Origin of the sequence: Streptomyces sp. CB02366, assembly GCF_001905905.1 — a bacterium.
GTDB lineage: Bacteria > Actinomycetota > Actinomycetes > Streptomycetales > Streptomycetaceae > Streptomyces.
Genome location: NZ_LIVT01000003.1, coordinates 248,325 through 268,940, shown reverse-complemented (window position 1 = coordinate 268,940; position 20,616 = coordinate 248,325). Strand labels below are relative to the sequence as shown.

Sequence of the window (20,616 nt, the reverse complement as noted above, 5' to 3'; positions counted from 1 at the left end):
TGGTGGGCGGCCCGGTCCGGAAAGGGACGGGTGGGGGCCGCCGTCGTGATCCTGGCGGTCGCGGCGGCCCTCGTCGCCGGGGTGCCCGCCTGCGAGGGGCGGGAGAAGTCCCCCGCCCGGGGGGAGGTCCGGGTTCTCCACTACAACCTCTGCGGGGCGGCCGCCGTGTGCCCCTGGAACGCCGGAGGGTCCGGCTCCGGCACCTCCGTCGAGCGCGTGGTGAGCGAGGCGTCCGCGTTCGAACCCGACGTCATCACGCTCAACGAGGTCTGCGAGACGCAGTACCGGGCGCTTCTGGAACTGCTGGAGAACGCCGGCCGGCGCATGGACGGAACGTATGCGTCGTCCCAGGACAACGTCCCCAACTGTGGCCCCACCGGCGCATTCGGCACCGCGGTCCTCAGCCGAGGGCCCATCGTCTCCGAAGAGCCCGACTACCGGCCCTTCGCCCACTCCGGAGACGAGATGTACACGAACGCGGGGAGGACGGTCCCCGTCCGGCGCGGGATCCTCTGCGCCCCCACCCGGGTCGGCCGGAAGCCCCTGCTCGCGTGCACGGCTCACACCTATGCCAAGGCCCCCGAGCAGCTGCGGGAGATCAGGGACCGGTTGGCGGAGGGCTCCGTGCCACGGAAGGTCCCCGTTCTGCTCGCCGGGGACCTGAACCTCCAGCCGAACGAGCCCGCGCTGGGATTCCTCTACGCCCACGCCTCCGGGGACGGCGACAAGCCCGGCGGACGGTTCCGGGAGGGCGACGAGACGGACCGCGCCTGGTTCTCCCAGGGATCGACCGGGGGAGTGGTGTGCACGGCGGGCGAGCCCGATCGGTGCCGCAACGGCGAACCCACCGCCGACGACCGGAAGATCGACTACGTCTTCGCCGACACCCGTCACTTCTCCGGCGGGCACAGCGACGCGAAGATGTTCGAGGAATCCGATCACGCGATGCTGACGGCGGTCTTCTCCCTCGCCCCGGACGCCTGACCGGCGGCGGGGGCGCCGGGGCTTCGGGAACGGCTCCGGCCCCTGCACGACGGCGGGCCGTACGGGAAGATCATCCCGTACGGCCCGCCCGCGTCCACGACGCGCCGGCTACGCGGGCACGCTCGCCACGCCGCGCTCCAGGAACGGCTTCCCGTTCACCCGCTGGGAGACGCCCTCGCGGTCCAGGTACGGCGTGATGCCGCCCAGGTGGAAGGGCCAGCCCGCACCGGTGATCAGGCACAGGTCGATGTCCTGGGCCTCGGCGACGACGCCCTCCTCCAGCATCAGGCCGATCTCCTGCGCCACCGCGTCGAGCACGCGGTCGCGGGTCTGCTCCTCGGTGAGGACGGTGTCGCCCTGCTTGAGGAGGGCGGCGACCTCGGGGTCGAGGACCGGAGCGCCGGAGTCGTAGACGTAGAAGCCGCGCTTGCCGGCCTTCACGACCGCCGCCAGGTTCTCGGAGACCGTGAAGCGCTCCGGGAAGGCGCGGTTCAGGGTCTCGGAGACGTGCAGGCCGATGGCCGGGCCGACCAGCTCCAGGAGCACCAGCGGGGACATCGGCAGGCCGAGCGGCTCGACGGCGCGCTCCGCGACCTCGACCGGGGTGCCCTCGTCGATGACGTTCTGGATCTCGCCCATGAAGCGGGTGAGGATGCGGTTGACGACGAACGCCGGGGCGTCCTTCACCAGGACCGCGGTCTTCTTCAGCTTCTTCGCCACGCCGAACGCCGTCGCCAGCGAGGCGTCGTCGGTCTGCTCGCCGCGGACGATCTCCAGCAGCGGCAGGACCGCGACCGGGTTGAAGAAGTGGAAGCCGACGACCCGCTCGGGGTTCTTCAGCTTGGACGCCATCTCGGTCACCGACAGCGAGGAGGTGTTGGTGGCGAGGATCGCGTGCGCCGGGGCGACCGCCTCGACCTCCGCGAACACCTGCTGCTTGACGCCGATCTCCTCGAAGACGGCCTCGATGACGAAGTCCGCGTCCGCGAAGCCCTCGGCCTTGTCGAGGACGCCGGAGACCAGGCCCTTGAGGCGGTTGGCCTTGTCCTGGTTGATGCGGCCCTTGCCGAGCAGCTTCTCGATCTCGGCGTGGACGTAGCCCACACCCTTGTCGACGCGCTCCTGGTCGATGTCGGTGAGGACGACCGGGACCTCCAGGCGGCGCAGGAACAGCAGCGCCAGCTGCGAGGCCATCAGCCCCGCGCCGACGACGCCGACCTTGGTGACCGGGCGGGCCAGGCTCTTGTCCGGGGCCCCGGCCGGGCGCTTGCCGCGCTTCTGGACGAGGTTGAAGGCGTAGATGCCGCTGCGCAGCTCGCCGCCCATGATCAGGTCGGCCAGCGCCTGGTCCTCGGCGTCGAAGCCGGCGGACAGGTCGCCGTCCTTGGCCGCCGCGATGATGTCCAGCGCGCGGTACGCCGCCGGGGCCGCGCCGTGCACCTTGGAGTCGGCGATGGCCCTGCCCCGGGCCACGGCCTGGTCCCAGGCGTCGCCGCGGTCGATCTCGGCGCGCTGAGGCGTGACCGAGCCCTTGAGGACGTTCGCGGTCCAGATCAGCGACTGCTCCAGGAAGTCCGCGCCTTCGAAGATCGCGTCCGCGATGCCGAGGTCGAAGACCTGCTCGCCCTTGAGCTGCCGGTTCTGGTTGAGCGAGTTCTCGATGATCACCGAGACCGCGCGGTCCGCGCCGATCAGGTTCGGGAGCAGCACGCAGCCGCCCCAGCCGGGGACCAGGCCGAGGAAGACCTCGGGCAGCGAGAACGCCGGGAGCGCCTTGGAGACGGTGCGGTAGGTGCAGTGCAGACCGACCTCGACGCCGCCGCCCATGGCCGCGCCGTTGTAGTACGCGAACGTCGGGACCGCGAGGCCGGAGAGGCGGCGGAAGACGTCGTGGCCGCCCTTGCCGATGGCGAGCGCGTCCTCGTGGCGGCCGAGCAGCTCGACGCCCTTGAGGTCGGCGCCGACCGCGAAGATGAACGGCTTGCCGGTGACGCCGACACCGGTGATGGCGCCGTCGGCGGCCTCCTTCTCGACCTGGTCGATCGCGGCGTTCAGGTTCGCCAGCGACTGCGGTCCGAAGGTGGTCGGCTTGGTGTGGTCCAGGCCGTTGTCCAGGGTGATGAGCGCGAACCGCCCGGCGCCGGACGGCAGGTCCAGGTGGCGTACGTGCGCCTGCGTGACGACCTCGCCGGGGAACAGCTCGGCCGCACCCTTCAGAAGCTCAGTGGTGGAGCTCACTTGTCGCCTCCGTCAGCGTTGAAGTGGGGGTTCTCCCAGACGACCGTGGCGCCCATGCCGAAGCCGACGCACATGGTCGTCAGGCCGTAGCGGACCTGGGGCTGCTCCTCGAACTGCCGGGCCAGCTGGGTCATGAGGCGGACGCCGGAGGAGGCCAGCGGGTGGCCGTAGGCGATCGCGCCGCCGTACTGGTTGACGCGCGCGTCGTCGTCGGCGATGCCGTAGTGCTCCAGGAAGGCGAGCACCTGCACGGCGAACGCCTCGTTGATCTCGAAGAGACCGATGTCGTCGATGGTGAGACCGGCCTGGGCCAGCGCCTTCTCGGTGGCCGGGATCGGGCCGTAGCCCATGACCTCCGGCTCCACGCCCGCGAAGGCGTAGGAGACCAGGCGCATCTTGACCGGGAGGCCCAGCTCGCGGGCGACGTCCTCGGCGGCGAGCAGCGAGGCGGTGGCGCCGTCGTTGAGCCCGGCGGCGTTGCCGGCCGTCACGCGGCCGTGGGGGCGGAAGGGGGTCTTCAGACCGGCCAGCGACTCCATGGTGGTGCCGGGGCGCATCGGCTCGTCGGCGGTGACCAGGCCCCAGCCCGTCTCGCCCGCCTCGGCGTTGGTGCGGCGCACCGAGACCGGCACCAGGTCCTGCTGGATCTTGCCGTCGGCGTACGCCTTGGCGGCCTTCTCCTGCGAGCGCACCGCGTAGGCGTCCGCGCGCTCCTTGGTGATCGTGGGGTAGCGGTCGTGCAGGTTCTCCGCCGTCATGCCCATGAACAGGGCGGACTCGTCGACCAGCTTCTCCGACACGAAGCGCGGGTTGGGGTCCACGCCCTCGCCCATGGGGTGGCGGCCCATGTGCTCGACGCCGCCGGCCACGACGACGTCGTACGCGCCGAAGGCGATGGAACCGGCCGTCGAGGTGACGGCGGTCAGCGCGCCCGCGCACATGCGGTCGATCGAGTAGCCGGGGACGGACTGCGGCAGACCGGCGAGGATTCCGGCGGTACGGCCCAGCGTCAGACCCTGGTCCCCGATCTGCGTGGTCGCGGCGATGGCGACCTCGTCGATCTTCTTGGGGTCCAGGTCCGGGTTGCGGCGCAGCAGCTCCCGGATGGCCTTCACGACGAGGTCGTCGGCGCGGGTCTCGTGGTAGATGCCCTTCGGGCCCGCTTTGCCGAACGGGGTGCGGACGCCGTCGACGAAGACGACGTCCCGGATGGTACGAGGCACGATGGCTCTCCTCCAGGGTGCGGGATGGCACTGCTGCGGGGCGCGCCACGGGGCGCACCGCCTGCCATCATGCTACTTGCGGGTAACCAGACTGCCCACCCCCCACGGCCGGAGCGTCGAAGGTCACACCGTCCGCCGCACGCCCACCGCGACCGGCCCGGAGGGGCGAGCCGCCTCACGGGTGAACCGGACCGCCCCCGGCCGCCGCAGCGCCGGGCCGTGGTCCACCGCGACCACCGGGCAGGCCGCGAACACGGCGGTGCGCCACAGGGGGTCACCGGCAGCCGCACCGGCGAGGGCGGCGGGCCCGGCGCCCGGCGCGGTGTCCCGAAGATCCGGTCGCTCCGGGGGGACGTGATCGGCGGAGCATCGCCGGAGACGAGCGGAAGCGCCGGCAACCTGGCGTGATTTCGCTCCTTCGCGACCACATCCGCACCGCCGACGCGTACTCCGCGTCACCGGCCGCCTCCGCCTCGGTGATCAAGCCGGCCCCGCCGTCGTCCTCGCCGACCTGGAAGCGCCGCACGCCGCGCCGGAGCGCGGGGTGCGGCGGCGCCCCGGCCCGCCACTCCGGATCGCCCCGCTCCGCGCGCTCCCGCCGCGCTGTTCCGAAGAGGCGTGTTCCGTCGCCGTACCCCGTGCCCGTCGTGCCCGCGCCGTACTTCCCGTGAGTCCTGGGGGCCCGTGGCCCCGGGGAGCGCCGCGCCCCCGCGGCCCTCGCGGACCGGGAGGAGACCGAACACCCCCCCGGCCGACCGCCGGGGGGTGTTCGGGAGCGTGTGCGGGGTCAGGCGGAGGCCGCCAGCGCCCGGACCAGGAGCGGGGCGACCTGCTGGATCTGCCAGTTCCGCGCCCCGTACCCGGCGAGGGTGTCCTCGACCGCGCCGGGCGTCAGGCTCTTCGGCGGCTCCCAGCAGACCCGGCGCACGGTGTCCGGGGTGATCAGGTTCTCCTGGGGCATGTTGAGGCGTTCGGCCAGCTCGGAGACGGCGGCACGGGCGGCCGAGAGCCGGGCGGCGGCGGCCGGGTCCTTGTCGGCCCAGGAGCGCGGGGGAGGCGGCCCGGCCGGCTGCTGACCGGGCTGCGGCAGCGCCGTCTCGGGCAGTGCCCTGGCCCGGTCCACGGCCGCCTGCCACTGCTCCAGCTGACGGCGTCCCATGCGGTGGCCGAATCCCGGCAGTGCGCTCAGCGCCTGGACGTCGGCCGGCAGCGCCAGCGCGGCCTCGATGATCGCGGCGTCGCCGAGGACCTTGCCGGGGGAGATGTCACGCCGCTGGGCGACCTGGTCGCGGGCGGTCCACAGCTCGCGGACGACGGCCATCTGACGGCGGCGGCGCACCTTGTGCATGCCGGAGGTGCGGCGCCAGGGGTCCTTGCGCGGCGGGGCGGGCGGCGCGGAGGCGATGGCGTCGAACTCCTCGCGGGCCCACTCCAGCTTGCCCTGGCGCTCCAGCTCCTCCTCCAGCGCGTCGCGCAGGTCGATCAGCAGCTCCACGTCGAGCGCGGCGTAGCGCAGCCAGGGGTCGGGCAGCGGCCGGGTGGACCAGTCGACGGCGGAGTGGCCCTTCTCCAGCGCGTACCCGAGGACGCTCTCCACCATCGCGCCGAGGCCGACGCGCGGGAAGCCCGCGAGCCGCCCCGCCAGCTCGGTGTCGAACAGCGAGGTGGGGGTCATGCCTATGTCCCGCAGGCACGGCAGGTCCTGGGACGCCGCGTGCAGGATCCACTCGGAGCCGGTCAGCGCGGAACCGAGGCCGGAGAGGTCGGGGCAGCCCACCGGGTCGACCAGGGCGCTGCCCGCGCCCTCGCGGCGCAGCTGGACGAGGTAGGCGCGCTGGCCGTAGCGGTATCCCGAGGCGCGTTCGGCGTCGACGGCCACCGGGCCGGTGCCCGCGGCGAAGGCCGCGATCACCTGGGCCAGCGCGTCGTCGGACGTCACCACCGGGGGAATGCCCTCGCGTGGTTCGAGCAAGGGGATCGGCGCCGGGGCGACGTCGTCCGGGGGAGCGCCCCCGGTGGTTCGCAGTGAAGTGTCTGCTGCGGTCTCTTGGGCGTCGGTCACGTGTCAAGGGTATCTGGGTATGCGCGGAGCCCGCCGACGGAACGTTCCGTCGACGGGCGGGCATGCGCGTATTCCGGCCGAAGGCGCGTCGGGGCACGTCCCGGCGGGGTGAGGTCAGTGGATGATGCCCGTCCGCAGGGCCACGGCGACCATGCCGGCCCGGTCCCCGGTGCCGAGCTTGCGGGCGATGCGGGCGAGGTGGGACTTGACGGTCAGGGCGGAGAGGCCCATCGAGACGCCGATGGCCTTGTTGGACTGGCCTTCGGCGACCAGGCGGAGCACCTCCACCTCGCGTCCGGACAGTTCGCGGTAGCCGCCCGGGTGGCTCGGAGACCCGGGGGGCCGGCGGTGCATACGGGCCGCGTTGGCGCCGATGGGGGCGACGCCGGGGCGGCCGGGGTGGCCGATGTTGGTTCGGGTGCCGGTGACGACGTAGCCCTTCACGCCGCCCGCGAGGGCGTTGCGAACGGCGCCGATGTCGTCGGCGGCGGAGAGGGCGAGACCGTTGGGCCAGCCTGCGGCCCGGGTCTCGGACAGCAGGGTCAGCCCGGAACCGTCGGGCAGGTGGACGTCGGCAATGCAGATGTCGCGCGGGTTGCCGACGCGGGGACGTGCCTCCGCGATGGACGACGCCTCGATGACGTCACGTACTCCGAGGGCCCACAGATGGCGGGTGACGGTGGAACGGACGCGCGGGTCGGCCACGACGACCATGGCCGTCGGCTTGTTCGGGCGGTAGGCGACCAGGCTTGCGGGCTGCTCAAGGAGAACGGACACCAGGCCTCCTGGGGGAGTGGCGGGACGGGCCGGCTCGGGGGATGAAACCGGGGACGAACCGTGCTTGAAGGGTCATTGACCTCTTCGGCAGCGGGCCCGTCCTCCTTTAGGGAAAGATCGCGATTTGGTGAGTAACAATTCGGGCAAATAGGACGCGCGATCGATTGTACGAAAAGAGAGCCGGTACATGTGCGATACGGGTGACGGAGCGTTACGAAACCTGCGGCCCGCGCCGCTGCGGCAGCGTCACCACCGCCGCGTCCACCGTCTCCGACGGCGGCAGCCCCGCGATCTGGCACAGCAGATCGCCCCAGGCCATCAGGTGCGACGCCGTCTCCGGAACGCCGCCCCGGCCCTCGCGGGGCGTCCACGAGGCCCGGATCTCGATCTGCGTGGCCGCACGGCGCGCGGAGAGCGCGCCGAAGTAGTGCGAACCGGCGCGCGTCACCGTCCCGCCGGCCTCCCCGTACGCCAGGCCCCGCGCGTCCAGCGCCCCCGTCAGCCACGACCAGCAGACCTCCGGCAGCAGCGGGTCCGCCGCCATCTCCGGCTCCAACTCCGCCCGCACCAGCGTCACCAGGCGGAACGCGCCCTTCCAGGCGTCGTGCCCCGCCGGATCGTGCAGCAGCACCAGTCTGCCGTCGGCGAGATCGTCCTCGCCGTCCACCACCGCCGCCTCCAGGGCGTACGCGTGCGGGGCGAGGCGCTGCGGCGGCCTGGTCGTCTCCACCTCCAACTCCGGCCGCAGACGCGCGGAGCGCAGCGAGTCGACCGCCGCCAGGAAGGCGGGAGGCACGGGAGGGCCCTCCTCCGCACGGTCCTTGCCTTCAACGCCGTCGGAATGATCGGAGAACTGTCCCTGAGCCGGAGCCATGCGGGGAAGAGTAGGCGGAAGGCGGGCCGCGTGCGGGGAGGGACACCCGTGCGGGGCCGGGCTCCTTCGGCCCGCGTGCGAAGATTCTGTGCGTGAGTGCCAACGACAGCCCTTCGGGCCAGCAGACGACGACCTCCGCCAGCCTCGAGGCGGTCCACCGCGCCACCCGCGACTCGGCGTTCCTCAAGGCGTGCCGACGCGAACCCGTGCCCCACACCCCGGTCTGGTTCATGCGCCAGGCGGGACGCTCGCTGCCCGAGTACCTGAAGGTCCGCGAGGGCATCGCGATGCTCGACTCCTGCATGATGCCGGAGCTGGTCGCCGAGATCACCCTCCAGCCCGTGCGCCGGCACAAGGTCGACGCCGCGATCTACTTCAGCGACATCGTCGTACCGCTCAAGGCCATCGGCATCGACCTCGACATCAAGCCCGGCGTCGGCCCCGTCATCGCCGAGCCGATCCGCACCCGCGCCGACCTGGCCCGGCTGCGCGACCTCACCCCCGAGGACGTCCCGTACGTCACCGAGGCCATCGGGATCCTCACCGCCGAGCTGGGCGCCACCCCCCTCATCGGCTTCGCCGGGGCCCCGTTCACCCTCGCCAGCTACCTCGTCGAGGGCGGCCCCTCGCGCAACCACGAGCGCACCAAGGCCATGATGTACGGCGACCCGCAGCTCTGGGCCGACCTCGTGGACCGGCTCGCGGAGATCACCGGCGCCTTCCTCAAGGTCCAGATCGAGGCCGGGGCCTCCGCCGTCCAGCTCTTCGACTCCTGGGTCGGCGCGCTCGCCCCCGCCGACTACCGCCGCGCGGTGCTCCCCGCCTCCGCCAAGGTCTTCGACGCCGTCGCCCCCTACGGCGTCCCCCGCATCCACTTCGGCGTCGGCACCGGCGAACTCCTCGGCCTGATGGGCGAGGCCGGGGCGGACGTCGTCGGCGTCGACTGGCGGGTTCCGCTGGACGAGGCCGCCCGCCGCGTCGGCCCCGGCAAGGCGCTCCAGGGCAACCTCGACCCGGCGGTGCTCTTCGCGCCGACCCCGGCCGTCGAGGAGAAGACCCGCGAGGTGCTGGACGCCGCCGCCGGCCTGGAGGGCCACGTCTTCAACCTGGGCCACGGCGTCATGCCGACCATGGACCCGGACGCGCTCACCCGCCTCGTGGGCTACGTCCACGAGCAGACCGCGCGCTGAGCGGACGGTCCCGGGGCCCGCGCCCCGGGACCGTCCTCAGCTCCCCGCGCCCCGCACCGCCGCCACCGCCTTGCGGGCGGCGACCAGCACCGGATCCCAGACCGGCGAGAACGGCGGGGCGTACCCCAGGTCGAGCGCCGTCATCTGCTCCACCGTCATCCCGGCCGTCAGCGCCACCGCCGCCACGTCCACCCGCTTCGCCGACCCCTCGCGGCCGACGATCTGCACCCCGAGCAGCCGCCCCGTACGCAGCTCCGCGATCATCTTCACCGTCATCGGCTTCGCCCCCGGGTAGTACCCCGCCCGCTGCGTCGACTCGACGGTCGCCGTGACGTAGCGCAGCCCGGCCGCGGCGGCGTCCTTCTCCCGCAGCCCGGTCCGGGCGATCTCCAGGTCGCAGACCTTGCTCACCGCCGTACCGACCACGCCGGGGAACGTGCCGTAGCCGCCGCCCACGTTGGAACCGATCACCTGGCCGTGCTTGTTGGCGTGGGTGCCCAGCGGGATGTGCCGGGGCCGTCCCGCCACCAGGTCCAGGACCTCCACGCAGTCGCCGCCCGCCCAGATGTCCTGGTGGCCCGCCACCCGCATCGCCTGGTCGGTCAGCAGTCCGCCCTGCGGGCCCAGCGGCAGCCCCGCCGCCCGCGCCAGCCCCGTCTCCGGTTCGACGCCGATGCCGAGCACCACCACGTCCGCCGGATACCTCCCCGCATCCGTCACCACCCCGGTCACCCGGCCGTCCGCACCGGTGAGGATCTCGGTCACGGCGGCCCCGTTGACCGTGGTGATGCCCAGCCCGTCCATCGCCCCGTGGACGAGGCGCCCCATGTCCGGGTCGAGCGTCGACATCGGCTGCCGGCCCCGGTTCAGAACGGTCACCGCGAAGCCCCGCTTGAGCATCGCCTCGGCCATCTCGACGCCGATGTACCCCGCGCCCACCACGACGGCCTGCCGGGTGCCCTCCGCGCCCAGCGCGTCCAACGAGTCCAGCAGCGCCTGCCCGTCGTCCAGGGTCTGCACCCCGTGCACCCCGGACGCGTCCATCCCCGGCAGCTCCGGGCGCACCGGACGGGCCCCGGTGGCGATCACCAGCTTGTCGTAGCCCGTCCAGTACGCCTTCCCGCTCTCCCGGTCCAGCGCCCGCACCCGCCGCCCGGGCACGTCCAGCTCCGTCACCTCGGTCCGCATCCGCAGATCGATGTGCCGCTCCCGGTGCTCCCGCGGCGTCCGGGCGATCAGGTCGTCACGCGCTTTCACGTCGCCGCTCACCCAGTACGGGATGCCGCACGCCGAGTACGAGGTGAAGTGGCCGCGTTCGAACGCGACGATCTCCAACTCCTCCGGCCCCTTCAGCCTGCGGGCCTGGGACGCGGCGGACATGCCCGCCGCGTCCCCGCCGATGACCACCAGTCGCTCCGCTGCCACGCCGGGCCCCTTCCGTCCGATCAGGGCCCCCACGCTACGGTGCCGCGGCGGTTCAGGAGGCCGCTGGGCCCCCCTCCCTCCCCGCGGGCCGTGCCGCGAGCGCCACCGCCGCGCGGCGGGCCGCCCGGCGCTTCCGCAGCACCCGCCAGACCACCACGGCCAGGACCCCGGTGAGCAGGAACGGGAACGCGGCCCCGAACGCCACCGCGATCCACCGCAGCATCGTCACGAACGCGTCCCAGCCGCCGCCCAGCGCGTCCAGGAACCCCGGGTCGTCCTCCTCCCCGTCCTCGTCCGGGGCGTCCGGCGGCGTCAGGTCCAGGGTGATGGTCGCCAGCGAGGTGCGGTCCTTCAGGCTCGCCTGCTGGGCCAGCAGCGACTCCAGATCCGACTGGCGGCTGCTCAGTTCGCCCTCCAGGGCGACCACGTCGCTGATCTTCTCCGCCTCGTCCATCAGCTCCCGCACCCGCGCCACGCTCGCCCGCTGGGTGGAGATCCGGCTCTCCACGTCGACCACCTGGTCGGTGACGTCCTTCGCGTTCGAGGTGCGCGAGCGCAGCTTCCCGGAACCGGACAGCTCCCGCAGCACCTCCCCGAACCGCTCCTGCGGCACCCGCAGCACCAGATGCGAGGTCTCGTACGTGTCGTCGAGCCGCTCGGTGTTCTCCGACGCCACCAGGCCGCCCGCACCCTCCGCCGCGGCGCGTGCGGCGGCCACCGCCTTCGGGACGCTCCTCACCTCCACGGAGAGCGCGGCCGTACGGATGACGTGGGTGGCCGCCGCCCCCGGCTTCGGCGCGGCCTTCCTCCCGGACGCCTTCCCGTCCGCCCGCTCCCCGGAGGCGGCCGCACCGCCCTCGTCCGCGAACCCCTCGCGCGGCGCGCTCTTCCCGTCCGCCGCCTTCGCGTCGCTCCCCGACGAGTCGCCCGACGCGCCGCAGCCGCCGACGGCGAGCAGGAGGCCGAGCGCCCCGGCGACGAGCACCGCACGCCCCCGGACGAAGGATCGATCGATTCCGCTGCCCACACACATGGCCAGGTCCCCCCAAGGACTTCGGTTGATGGTGACGGTTCGACGCGGCGGCCCCGTCGCCGGTTGCCGGCAGGGGTTGCGAAGTGGTCACGGTCAGGACGCGGAACGGGTTTGAGAGAGTGGACCCATGCAGCGTTCCCAACAGCGTGCGGACACGCCCCCGGCCCACGTCGTCGTCATCGGCGGCGGCATCTCCGGCCTGGCCGCCGCCCACCGCCTCGTCGCCGCCGGAGTGCGCGTCACCCTCCTGGAGGCGACGGACCGGCTCGGCGGCAAACTCATGACCGGTGAGGTCGCGGGCGTCCAGGTCGACCTGGGGGCCGAGTCGATGCTCGCCCGCCGCCCCGAGGCTGTCGCCCTGGCCGAGGCGGTGGGGCTGGCCGACCGCCTCCAGCCGCCCGCCACCGCCACCGCCTCCCTGTGGACCCGCGGCGCGCTGCGGCCCCTGCCCAAGGGCCACGTCATGGGCGTCCCCGGCGACCCGGCGGTCCTCGGCCAGGTGCTGTCGCCCGAGGGCCTGGCCCGGATCGCCGAGGAACGCGACCTCACCCCGACCCCGGTCGGCGACGACGTCGCGGTCGGCGCGTACGTCGCGGACCGGCTCGGCCGCGAGGTCGTGGACCGGCTGGTGGAACCCCTCCTCGGCGGGGTCTACGCGGGCGACGCCTACCGGATCTCGATGCGCGCCGCCGTGCCCCAGCTCTTCGAGGCCGTCCAGGAGGGCGGCCCGCTGCTGGAGGCCGTGCGCCGCATCCAGGAGCGCGCCGCCGCCCGGCAGCGGACCGGACCCGTCTTCCAGGGCCTCGACGGCGGCATCGGCACCCTCCCGGCCGCCGTGGCGGACGCCGTACGGACCGGCGGCGGCGAGATCCTCACCGCCACCCCCGTCCTCGGCCTGACCCGCACGGAATCCGGCTGGGCCGTCCGCACCGAGGCCCGGACCGTCGCCGCCGACGGCATCGTGCTGGCCACCCCCGCCTGGTCCGCCGGCACCCTGCTGGCCGCCGAGTCCCCGGCGGCCTCCGCCGAGCTCTCCGGCGTCGAGTACGCGTCGATGGCCCTGGTCACCCTCGCCTTCCGGCGCGCCGACGTCGAGGCGCACGAGGCCCTGCGCGGCCGCTCCGGCTTCCTGGTGCCCCCGGTCGACGGGCACACCGTCAAGGCGTCCACGTTCTCCAGCAACAAGTGGCGGTGGGTCGCCGACGCCGCGCCCGACCTGTTCGTGCTGCGCACCTCCGTCGGCCGCTACGGCGAGGAGGAGCACATCCACCGCGAGGACGGCGAACTCGTCGCCCTCTCCCAGCGCGACCTCGCCGCCGCCACCGGCCTCACCGCCCGGCCCGTGGACACCGAGGTCACCCGCTGGATCGGCGGCCTGCCGCAGTACCCGGTCGGCCACCTCGCCCGGGTCGCCCGCATCCGCGACGAGGTCGCCGGGCTGCCCGCCCTGCGGGTCTGCGGCGCGGTCTACGACGGGGTCGGCATCCCGGCCTGCGTCGCGAGCGCCCACCGGGCGGCCGACGAGATCGTCCGCGACCTCACGGGGAGGATCACCGGGGTGGAGACGGGGGAGATCACGGGGGAGATCACCGCCACCCCGACCCGGGTTCGGGGCACGGGGAGCGAGGCGGGACAATAGCCGTATGAGTGCTCCCGAGACTGCGACATCAAGCAAGGGTCCGAACGCCGGCAAGAAGGCCAAGGACCTCAACGAGGTCATCCGCTACACCCTGTGGTCGGTCTTCAAGCTGCGCGACGTGCTGCCCCTGGACCGCGCCGGATACGCCGACGAGGTCCAGGAGCTGTTCGACCGGCTCGCCGCCGAGGACGTCACCGTCCGCGGCGTCTACGACCTGTCGGGGCTGCGGGCCGACGCGGACATCATGATCTGGTGGCACGCCGAGGACTCGGACCGGCTCCAGGACGCTTACAACCTCTTCCGCCGCACCAAGCTCGGGCGCGCTCTGGAGCCGGTGTGGTCCAACATGGCCCTCCACCGGCCCGCCGAGTTCAACAAGTCGCACATCCCGGCGTTCCTCGCCGACGAGACGCCGCGCGACTACATCAGCGTCTATCCCTTCGTCCGCTCCTACGACTGGTACCTGCTGCCCGACGAGGACCGCCGCCGCATGCTCGCGGACCACGGCAAGATGGCCCGGGGCTACCCGGACGTCCGCGCCAACACCGTCGCCTCCTTCTCGCTGGGCGACTACGAGTGGATCCTCGCCTTCGAGGCGGACGAGCTGCACCGTATCGTCGACCTGATGCGTCACCTGCGCGCCTCCGAGGCGCGCCTCCACGTGCGCGAGGAGGTCCCGTTCTACACGGGCCGCAGGAAGAGCGTCGCAGACCTGGTGGCCGGGCTCGCATAGCCAGCGAGTCCCGCACCACCCCAACCCGGAAGATCAGAAGGACGGGCACCAGGGCACCGACCGTGCCGCCCGCCGTTCCAGCGACACCGGGTTCGGCTTCGGGGGCCGTCGTACCGTGAAGGTGCGGCGGCCCCCGCTCCGTACGCCCCGACGTCAGTCCAGCGACACCGCGTTGGGCTCCGGGCGGGCGGCGCAGTCCGCGCCCCGCCCCGGCACCTCGCCGGTCAGCAGGTACCGGCGCAGATGGTCGTCCACGCACGGGTTCCCGGCCCCGCCCACCCCGTGCGTCCCCGCGCCCCGCTCGGTCACCAGCGACGAACCGGGCAGCCGCTTCCGCAGCTCCAACGCCCCCCGGTACGGGGTCGCCGCGTCCCGCTCCGCCGCCAGGATCAGCACCGGCGGCAGCTCGCCCCACCGCGTTCCGACCTCCAGCGGCCGCTGCCGGGGCGCCGGCCAGAACGCGCACGGCAGATTGGTGAAGGCGTTGTCCCACGCCTCGAACGGCGCGACGCGCGCCAGCGCGGTGTGGTCGCGGTCCCACACCGCGAAGTCCTCCGGCCACGGCGCGTCGTTGCACTCGACGGCCGTGTACACCGCCTGCGCGTTCTCGTTGTCCCTGGCCGCCACCGCGCGCGGGGACGCCTGCGCCACCAGCGGCTCCGGGTTGCCCCGGACGTACTCCGACAGCGCCGTCGCCCGCATCGCCCAGTAGTCGTCGTAGTAACCGGCCGACAGGAACGCCGCGTGCAACTGCCCCGGCCCGACCTTGCCGCCCGCGGGTTTCACCGCCAACTCGGCGCGCACCGCGTCGTAGTGTTTCTCCACGGCCTCCGGGGTGGCGCCCAGGCGGTACACGTCGTCGTGCTTCGCCACCCAGCGCCGGAAGTCCTCCCACCGCCGCTCGAAGGCCACCGACTGGCCCATGTTGGAGCGGTACCAGATCTGCTCCGGGTCCGGGTCGGCCACCGAGTCGAAGACCATGCGCCGTACGTGGGAGGGGAACAGGGTCGCGTACAGCGCGCCGAAGTACGTTCCGTAGGACGCCCCCATGAACGTCAGCCGGCTCTCCCCGAGAGCGGCCCGCAGGACGTCCAGGTCCCGGGCGTTGTTCAGCGAGGTGTAGTGCCGCAGCGTCTCGCCCGCCCGCTCGGCGCAACCCCGCGCGTACGCCTGGGCGCGGGCGACGTGCCGCTCCTTGTCCGCCCGCGTCGGGTGCGTCGGGGCGTCGGTCGGGCCCTTCGTGTACGCGGACGGGTCCTGGCAACTCAGCGGTGCGGAGGAGCCGTTCACTCCGCGCGGGGCGTAGCCGACCAGGTCGTACGCCTCGGCGATCTCCTTCCACTCCGGCAGCTCCCCGGCCATCGGGAAGGTGATGCTGGACGCGCCGGGACCGCCCGGGTTGTAGACGAAAGCCCCCTGCCGGTCCTGGGTCGGGCCGGTGGCGGGGGTGCGGCTGACGGTCAGTTCGAGCTGCCGCCCGTCCGGCCGGGCGTAGTCGAGGGGCACCTTCACCGTGCCGCACGTCAGGGAGTCCGGCAGCATCTCCTCCTGCGGGCAGGGGCCGAAGTCGATCCCGGCGGACGCGGCGCGGGCGGCGGCGATCGCGGTGCCCCGGGCCTCGGCGGGGCCCCGGCCGTCCCCGGCGGCGGCGGGGGCGGTGGCCAGGGCGGACAGGACCAGGGAGCCGATCGTCGTGTAGAGCGCAGCTGTTCTCACGCGCGGTGCCTCTCTGCGGATGAGGAGAGGGACGGCGGTGCCTCTCCGCGGATGCGGAGAGGGATGGTCGGGCGGACGGGCGGCGATGTCCAGCACCGCCCCGGCACGTCTGCGTCAACCACCTTGATGGCCGGTCAATACCGGTACATAGCAGGCTGCTTCAATCCGGTGGCGCCTGGCTCAGGAACCGCCGCCGCAACTGGAGCCGCCGCCGCAGCTCGACCCGCCACCTCCGCAGCTCGACCCGCCACCTCCGCAGCTGGAACCGCCCGAGCCGCCGCAGCTGGAGCCGCCCCCGCAGCTCGACCCCGAGGAGCACCCCGAGCCGCCCCCGGTGGACCCGCCGCAACTCGACCCGCCGGGGCCGGAGGCGGCGCACCAGACCGTCGTGGCGGCGACGGCGGTGGCTCCCGCCGCCGTGGACCCGGAGGCGTACGCGGGGGACCGTCGGCGTCGGGCGCCCATCCGTGCCGCCGTGACCAGTCGGGCGTACAGCGCCGGGTCCGGCAGGGCGCGCAGCCCCCGTGTGGCGACCAGCTGGGCGGGGGTGGCCATCGGGGCGTGGGCGGCCCCGAACCCCTGGGCGGCGCGGCGCCCCGCCCCGGTGATCCGCTTCGCCGCCGCCGAGGCGACGAGGCGACCGCTGATCCCGCCGAGCACGATGGCAGGCAGCATTTTCAGGACGAACGGGACCGGCAGCTCCTCGTACGGGTAGAGGGATGCCATGTACTGGGCGATCGTGAGCACGATGGAGACCGGGAGCGCGATCAGGCAGCCCACTCCCTGGACCAGCCCCCAGCGCCGTACGGTGCGGATCGCGGCGGGCGGCACGAGCAGCCCCCGTTGCGCCAGCCCGTCTCCGATCTCCTGCACCGCCGGGTGGCGCATCACCGCTTCCCGTAGCAGGTGCAGCGCCCCGCTCGGGGCGACCGCCACTTCGTGGAGCACGGCGCGTTCCACCGGGTCGTTCGCCTGCGGGCGCTGGACGGAGACGACGCCGGGGCCGCCGATGAGTACCCGGCCGTCCGTGTGCAGGGCGGTGAGAGCGGTGTCCACGACCCTGCCCGGGCCGCCGTTCAGGAACGCCGCCTCGTAGAGGTCGTGGACGGCGGGGGAGGGGCCGGCCGAGGGGAGGCGGGAGCGGGAGACGGCCGCGGTCGCCACGAGCAGTACGGCGGAGACGAGGACCGCGAGGTTCAGCAGCAGAGCGAGAGCGTTCACGGCGGTCACCTCCCCAGGAGAACGGCGCGGGCCGCCCGGATCAGGCGGGTGGCACGGCCCGGGGGCAGGGCGCCCGAGCGGTCCTGCCACCAGTGCGTCAACGCGCGCCGCGCCACGGGGTCGGCGGGCCCGTCCATGACCAGCACGTGCTCGGCGAAGTCCAGGGCGTCGCGCCGGTATCCGCCGGACATCGGGCGGACAGCGGCGTATGCGAGGAACGCGGCGCGGTAGCCGTCGCCGAAGATCTCCGGCAGCTCCGGGGCGACCTTGGCGACCACGTCCGCGCGCTTGGCGGCCAGCGCCCGGCTCTGCACCCGCAGCCGTACGGGGTCGAAGCCCGCCGGGGCGGGCGTACCGGCGACCAGCGCGGAGAGGAGCGCGGTCTGCGCGACGGCCGTACGGTCACGGGTGGCGGTGGCGGTGGCGGTGGCGGTGGCGGTGGCGCCGGGCGGGCGGTGCTCGTCCCGGGCGGCGGGACGCGCACCCCGGGGGCCCTTCCGGCGTGCCGGGTCCTCCGGAGCGGCCGGGCCCGCCGCCGCCCGCAGCGTCGCCCGGATCGCGTCCAGTTCGTCCGCCAGCTCCCCGCCCGGCGGGAAGGCGTCGTCCCGTTCCAGCAGCACGCCGGGCGGATCGACCCGGGAGCGCAGCTCCGCCAGCACCTCCAGCACGGGAGCGGTCACCGGGTGGGCGTGGGTGTCGTGCCAGACGCCGTTCCGCTCGACCCCGCCCGCCACATGGACGTACGCGATGGCCTCCACCGGCAGCTCGTCCAGCGCCTTCGCCGGGTCCTGGCCGAGGTTGACGTGGTTGGTGTGCAGGTTGGCCACGTCGATCAGCAGCCGCACCCCGGTCCGCTCGACCAGCTCGGCCAGGAACTGCCCCTCGGTCAACTCCTCGTCGGGCCAGGTGATCAGCGCCGCGATGTTCTCCAGGGCGAGCGGCGCCGGCAGCGAGTCCTGCGCGATCCGCACGTTCTCGCACAGCACGTCCAACGCCTCCCAGGTGCGCGGTACCGGCAGCAGGTGCCCCGCCTCCAGCCTCGGCGACGCGGTCAGCGGCCCCCCGGCCCGGACGAACGCGATGTGCTCGGTCACCAGGGGCGCGCCCAGCAGTTCTGCCCGTGCCGCGAGAGCGGCGAGGCGGTCGGTCTCGGGCCGCTCCGCGCCGCCCAGACCGAGCGCCACCCCGTGCGGCACGACGGTGACGCCGCGCTCCCGCAGCCGTACCAGGGAGTCCGGGAGGTGGTCGGCGCAGAGGTTCTCCGCGACGGCCTCCACCCAGTCGATCCCGGTCAGCGCCTCCACCTCGTGCGCGATCTCCGGCCGCCAGCCGATGCCGATGCCCAGTTCCACGATGCCCCCGTCCCCCTGCTCGCTCACCTCGTTCTGTGCCGGGGTCATGGCCCCGGCACGCGGCGATGAACCCGATCGGAGGGACGTTCAGAGCAGGATCTGAGGTTCCGCGGCGGCTGCTCCCGTTATGGCATCGGCATCTTCGGGGGCGGACGGCCTCAGGGGGCGTGGCCGCCCCGGGAAGCTCAGCGGCGCAGCGCCGGGTGGTCGGCGATCACGGTGCAGGAGCCCGGAGCGATCTCGGTGAACCCCGCGTCGCGCACGACCGGCAGCCCGCTCCCGGCCAGCTCCCGCCAGCGCGCCGCCCCGGGGGTGGCCACGGAGAGCGGGAAACCGGCCTCGCGCCACGCCTTGCGTTCGGTGTCGGACAGCTCCCACCAGGCGAGCTGCGCCCCGTGCCCGACCTGGGCCATGGTCTTGCCGGCCGACATGTCGACATCGGGGTTGAGCCAGAGCACCGGGCCCTCCGGACCGGGGGCCACGGGCGCCCCGGGGTCCTCCAGTTCGGTGCCCGACACCTGGAGCTTGGCCAGTTCCCTGGGCCAGCCGTCCAGCGGCACCGGCGGGAACACCCGTACCTCCGCGCCGTCCTCGCCCGTCACCGTGATGCCGTCCAGCGCCGCCGCCTTGCGCCACTCCGCGCCGCGCGCCCGGCGTACGACCTTGCGGATGCGGGCGTCCTGCCAGTCCCGCATCGCCGCCGCCCACGCGCCGTCGCCGAGGGACCGCTCGTCGGAGAGGATCGCCAGGACCGCACGGGCGGCGGCCCGCAGGGCGTCGGTGCGGGCGGGCGGGGCCGTCTTCTCCAGGTGGAGCACCAGGGGCAGCACGAACTGCGGCGCCCGGTCGCGGTCGGCCGCGCCGGGGCGGAAGGGGCTCCCGGAGGCGGAGGAGGGGGTGTCGTCGCTGCTCACCGTCCCAGTCTGCCAGGTGGGGCGGATCACCTGCTTGGCGGAACGGCCTGGTCCGGGTGAGGATGCTCCGCATGAAGAGCGATCTCTTTTCCAGCGAGCACCTGGCCCAAGCGGCCACCGCCCCCGGCATGACCCTGCAGAACGCCAAGTCGATCAAGTACGCCGTCAACGGGGAGATGCACGCCCGGCAGGGCTCGATGATCGCCTTCCGCGGCAACCTCCAGTTCGAGCGCAAGGGCCAGGGCATCGGCGGCATGCTCAAGCGCGCGGTCACCGGCGAGGGCCTGGCGCTGATGGCCGTCCGGGGCCAGGGCGAGGCGTGGTTCGCGCACGAGGCGGCCAACTGCTTCATCGTGGAGCTGGACCAGGGCGACGCCATCACCATCAACGGCCGCAACGTCCTGTGCTTCGACCCCACGCTCTCCTACGAGATCAAGACGGTGAAGGGCGCCGGCATGGTCGGCGGCGGCCTCTTCAACAGCGTCTTCACGGGCTACGGCAAGCTCGGCCTGATGTGCGAGGGCTCCCCGATCGTGATCCCCGTGACCTCCGCCCAGCCGGTGTACGTGGACACGGACGCGGTCGTCGGCTGGAGCCAGCAGCTCACGACGAGCCTGCACCGCTCCCAGAGCGTCGGCTCGATGGTGCGCGGCGGCTCCGGCGAGGCGGTCCAGCTGATGCTCCAGGGCGAGGGCTTCGTGATCGTCCGCCCGAGCGAGACGAGGCCGGAGAAGACCTCCAACTGAGCGCCGGGGCACGGCGCGTGGGACGCCGGTACGGTCTGTGCGGCGTCCGGGCCCGCACGGGCGGGGCCGGTCCTCCCCGTCCGCGCGGGCCCTCGTCGTACCGGCCGCGTTCCTCGTCGGCCGGACCGCCGCCCGGCGCGGACGAGTAGGCTCGTGAGCATGGACATGGGCAGGGACGGGGGAACGGGCGGGGACGGCACGCACGACGACGGCACGTACTGCGCGCCCTCCGGGCCGGGTGCGCCGGCCGCACCGGACGGGGCCGCCGCAGGCCCTCCGTACGCCGAGTGCGTGCTGTGCCGCGAGCCGACCGAGTATCCGGAGTCGACCCGGGGCGCCACGCTCTGCCCGGTCTGCGCGTGGCAGGAGGCGGGCCGCACGGCCTGTTCCGGCTGAGCGTTTCGCGGCAGACCGTGGTGGGGCGTCCCTCCGCGTACCGGGCGGAACCGTGGCGCCGCGACTTCCGTCCGCCGGGGTGACCGAGGAGTT

General features: G+C 73.7%; 17 protein-coding genes. 6 read left to right on the top strand and 11 right to left on the bottom strand.

Translation table 11 applies throughout. From position 1 onward, the window contains the following. Positions 1–30 precede the first annotated feature (30 nt). Positions 31–984 carry an endonuclease/exonuclease/phosphatase family protein gene (locus tag AMK24_RS09790; RefSeq protein WP_073767150.1) on the top strand — a complete coding sequence of 318 codons (954 nt, stop codon included), beginning with the start codon at positions 31–33 and terminating at the stop codon, positions 982–984. Between the two features lie 108 nt (positions 985–1,092). Here AMK24_RS09790 and AMK24_RS09785 read toward each other — a convergent pair whose 3' ends face one another. The 5 genes from AMK24_RS09785 to AMK24_RS09760 form a co-directional block, all read right to left on the bottom strand. Continuing rightward, positions 1,093–3,222: a 3-hydroxyacyl-CoA dehydrogenase NAD-binding domain-containing protein gene (locus tag AMK24_RS09785; RefSeq protein ID WP_073767148.1), complete on the bottom strand. Its 2,130-nt coding sequence runs from the start codon at positions 3,220–3,222 to the stop codon at positions 1,093–1,095. After that, complete coding sequence (locus AMK24_RS09780; protein WP_073767146.1) at positions 3,219–4,445, bottom strand: thiolase family protein; 1,227 nt, start codon at positions 4,443–4,445, stop codon at positions 3,219–3,221. The genes AMK24_RS09785 and AMK24_RS09780 overlap by 4 nt, the downstream gene beginning before the upstream one ends. 787 nt (positions 4,446–5,232) lie before the next feature. Then, positions 5,233–6,507, bottom strand: coding sequence for an HRDC domain-containing protein (locus AMK24_RS09770; RefSeq protein WP_073767144.1), 1,275 nt, complete (start codon positions 6,505–6,507; stop codon positions 5,233–5,235). A gap of 114 nt (positions 6,508–6,621) precedes the next feature. Continuing rightward, a complete protein-coding gene (locus tag AMK24_RS09765; RefSeq protein ID WP_018491682.1) occupies positions 6,622–7,284 on the bottom strand; it encodes a helix-turn-helix transcriptional regulator in 663 nt (220 codons plus the stop codon). Positions 7,285–7,495: 211 nt separating this feature from the next. After that, the gene (locus tag AMK24_RS09760) at positions 7,496–8,158 is read right to left on the bottom strand and encodes a DUF3000 domain-containing protein (RefSeq protein WP_073767141.1); all 663 of its coding nucleotides are present in this window, start codon (positions 8,156–8,158) and stop codon (positions 7,496–7,498) included. 92 nt (positions 8,159–8,250) lie between these two features. Between AMK24_RS09760 and hemE the strand changes: the two genes are divergently transcribed. Further along, complete coding sequence (gene hemE / locus AMK24_RS09755; protein ID WP_073767138.1) at positions 8,251–9,348, top strand: uroporphyrinogen decarboxylase; 1,098 nt, start codon at positions 8,251–8,253, stop codon at positions 9,346–9,348. A gap of 36 nt (positions 9,349–9,384) precedes the next feature. Here the strand turns inward: hemE and AMK24_RS09750 are convergent, their stop codons facing one another. Next, positions 9,385–10,773: an FAD-dependent oxidoreductase gene (locus AMK24_RS09750; RefSeq protein WP_073767136.1), complete on the bottom strand. Its 1,389-nt coding sequence runs from the start codon at positions 10,771–10,773 to the stop codon at positions 9,385–9,387. A gap of 52 nt (positions 10,774–10,825) precedes the next feature. After that, positions 10,826–11,806, bottom strand: coding sequence for a DUF4349 domain-containing protein (locus AMK24_RS09745; protein WP_073767133.1), 981 nt, complete (start codon positions 11,804–11,806; stop codon positions 10,826–10,828). 127 nt (positions 11,807–11,933) lie between these two features. On the opposite strand from AMK24_RS09745, the gene hemG reads away from it, so the two are divergent. Then, positions 11,934–13,445, top strand: a complete 1,512-nt coding sequence (hemG, locus tag AMK24_RS09740) for a protoporphyrinogen oxidase (protein ID WP_073767131.1) — start codon at positions 11,934–11,936, stop codon at positions 13,443–13,445. Between the two features lie 4 nt (positions 13,446–13,449). Further along, positions 13,450–14,178 carry a hydrogen peroxide-dependent heme synthase gene (hemQ, locus tag AMK24_RS09735; RefSeq protein ID WP_073767129.1) on the top strand — a complete coding sequence of 243 codons (729 nt, stop codon included), beginning with the start codon at positions 13,450–13,452 and terminating at the stop codon, positions 14,176–14,178. Between the two features lie 153 nt (positions 14,179–14,331). Here hemQ and AMK24_RS09730 read toward each other — a convergent pair whose 3' ends face one another. From AMK24_RS09730 to AMK24_RS09715, 4 genes are all read right to left on the bottom strand, one after another. After that, complete coding sequence (locus tag AMK24_RS09730; RefSeq protein ID WP_073767127.1) at positions 14,332–15,894, bottom strand: alpha/beta hydrolase; 1,563 nt, start codon at positions 15,892–15,894, stop codon at positions 14,332–14,334. 180 nt (positions 15,895–16,074) lie between these two features. After that, on the bottom strand, positions 16,075–17,115 hold the full coding sequence (locus AMK24_RS09725; protein ID WP_073768735.1) for a TIGR04222 domain-containing membrane protein: 1,041 nt from the start codon (positions 17,113–17,115) through the stop codon (positions 16,075–16,077). A gap of 5 nt (positions 17,116–17,120) precedes the next feature. Next, complete coding sequence (locus tag AMK24_RS09720) at positions 17,121–18,467, bottom strand: DUF692 domain-containing protein (protein ID WP_073768733.1); 1,347 nt, start codon at positions 18,465–18,467, stop codon at positions 17,121–17,123. Positions 18,468–18,652: 185 nt separating this feature from the next. Further along, positions 18,653–19,381: a peptidyl-tRNA hydrolase gene (locus tag AMK24_RS09715; protein ID WP_073767125.1), complete on the bottom strand. Its 729-nt coding sequence runs from the start codon at positions 19,379–19,381 to the stop codon at positions 18,653–18,655. A 71-nt stretch (positions 19,382–19,452) separates the two neighbouring features. On the opposite strand from AMK24_RS09715, the gene AMK24_RS09710 reads away from it, so the two are divergent. Together AMK24_RS09710 and AMK24_RS09705 are read left to right on the top strand one after the other, a co-directional pair. Then, positions 19,453–20,127: an AIM24 family protein gene (locus tag AMK24_RS09710; protein WP_073767123.1), complete on the top strand. Its 675-nt coding sequence runs from the start codon at positions 19,453–19,455 to the stop codon at positions 20,125–20,127. A gap of 165 nt (positions 20,128–20,292) precedes the next feature. Next, the gene (locus tag AMK24_RS09705; protein ID WP_073768731.1) at positions 20,293–20,523 is read left to right on the top strand and encodes a hypothetical protein; all 231 of its coding nucleotides are present in this window, start codon (positions 20,293–20,295) and stop codon (positions 20,521–20,523) included. Positions 20,524–20,616 lie beyond the last annotated feature (93 nt).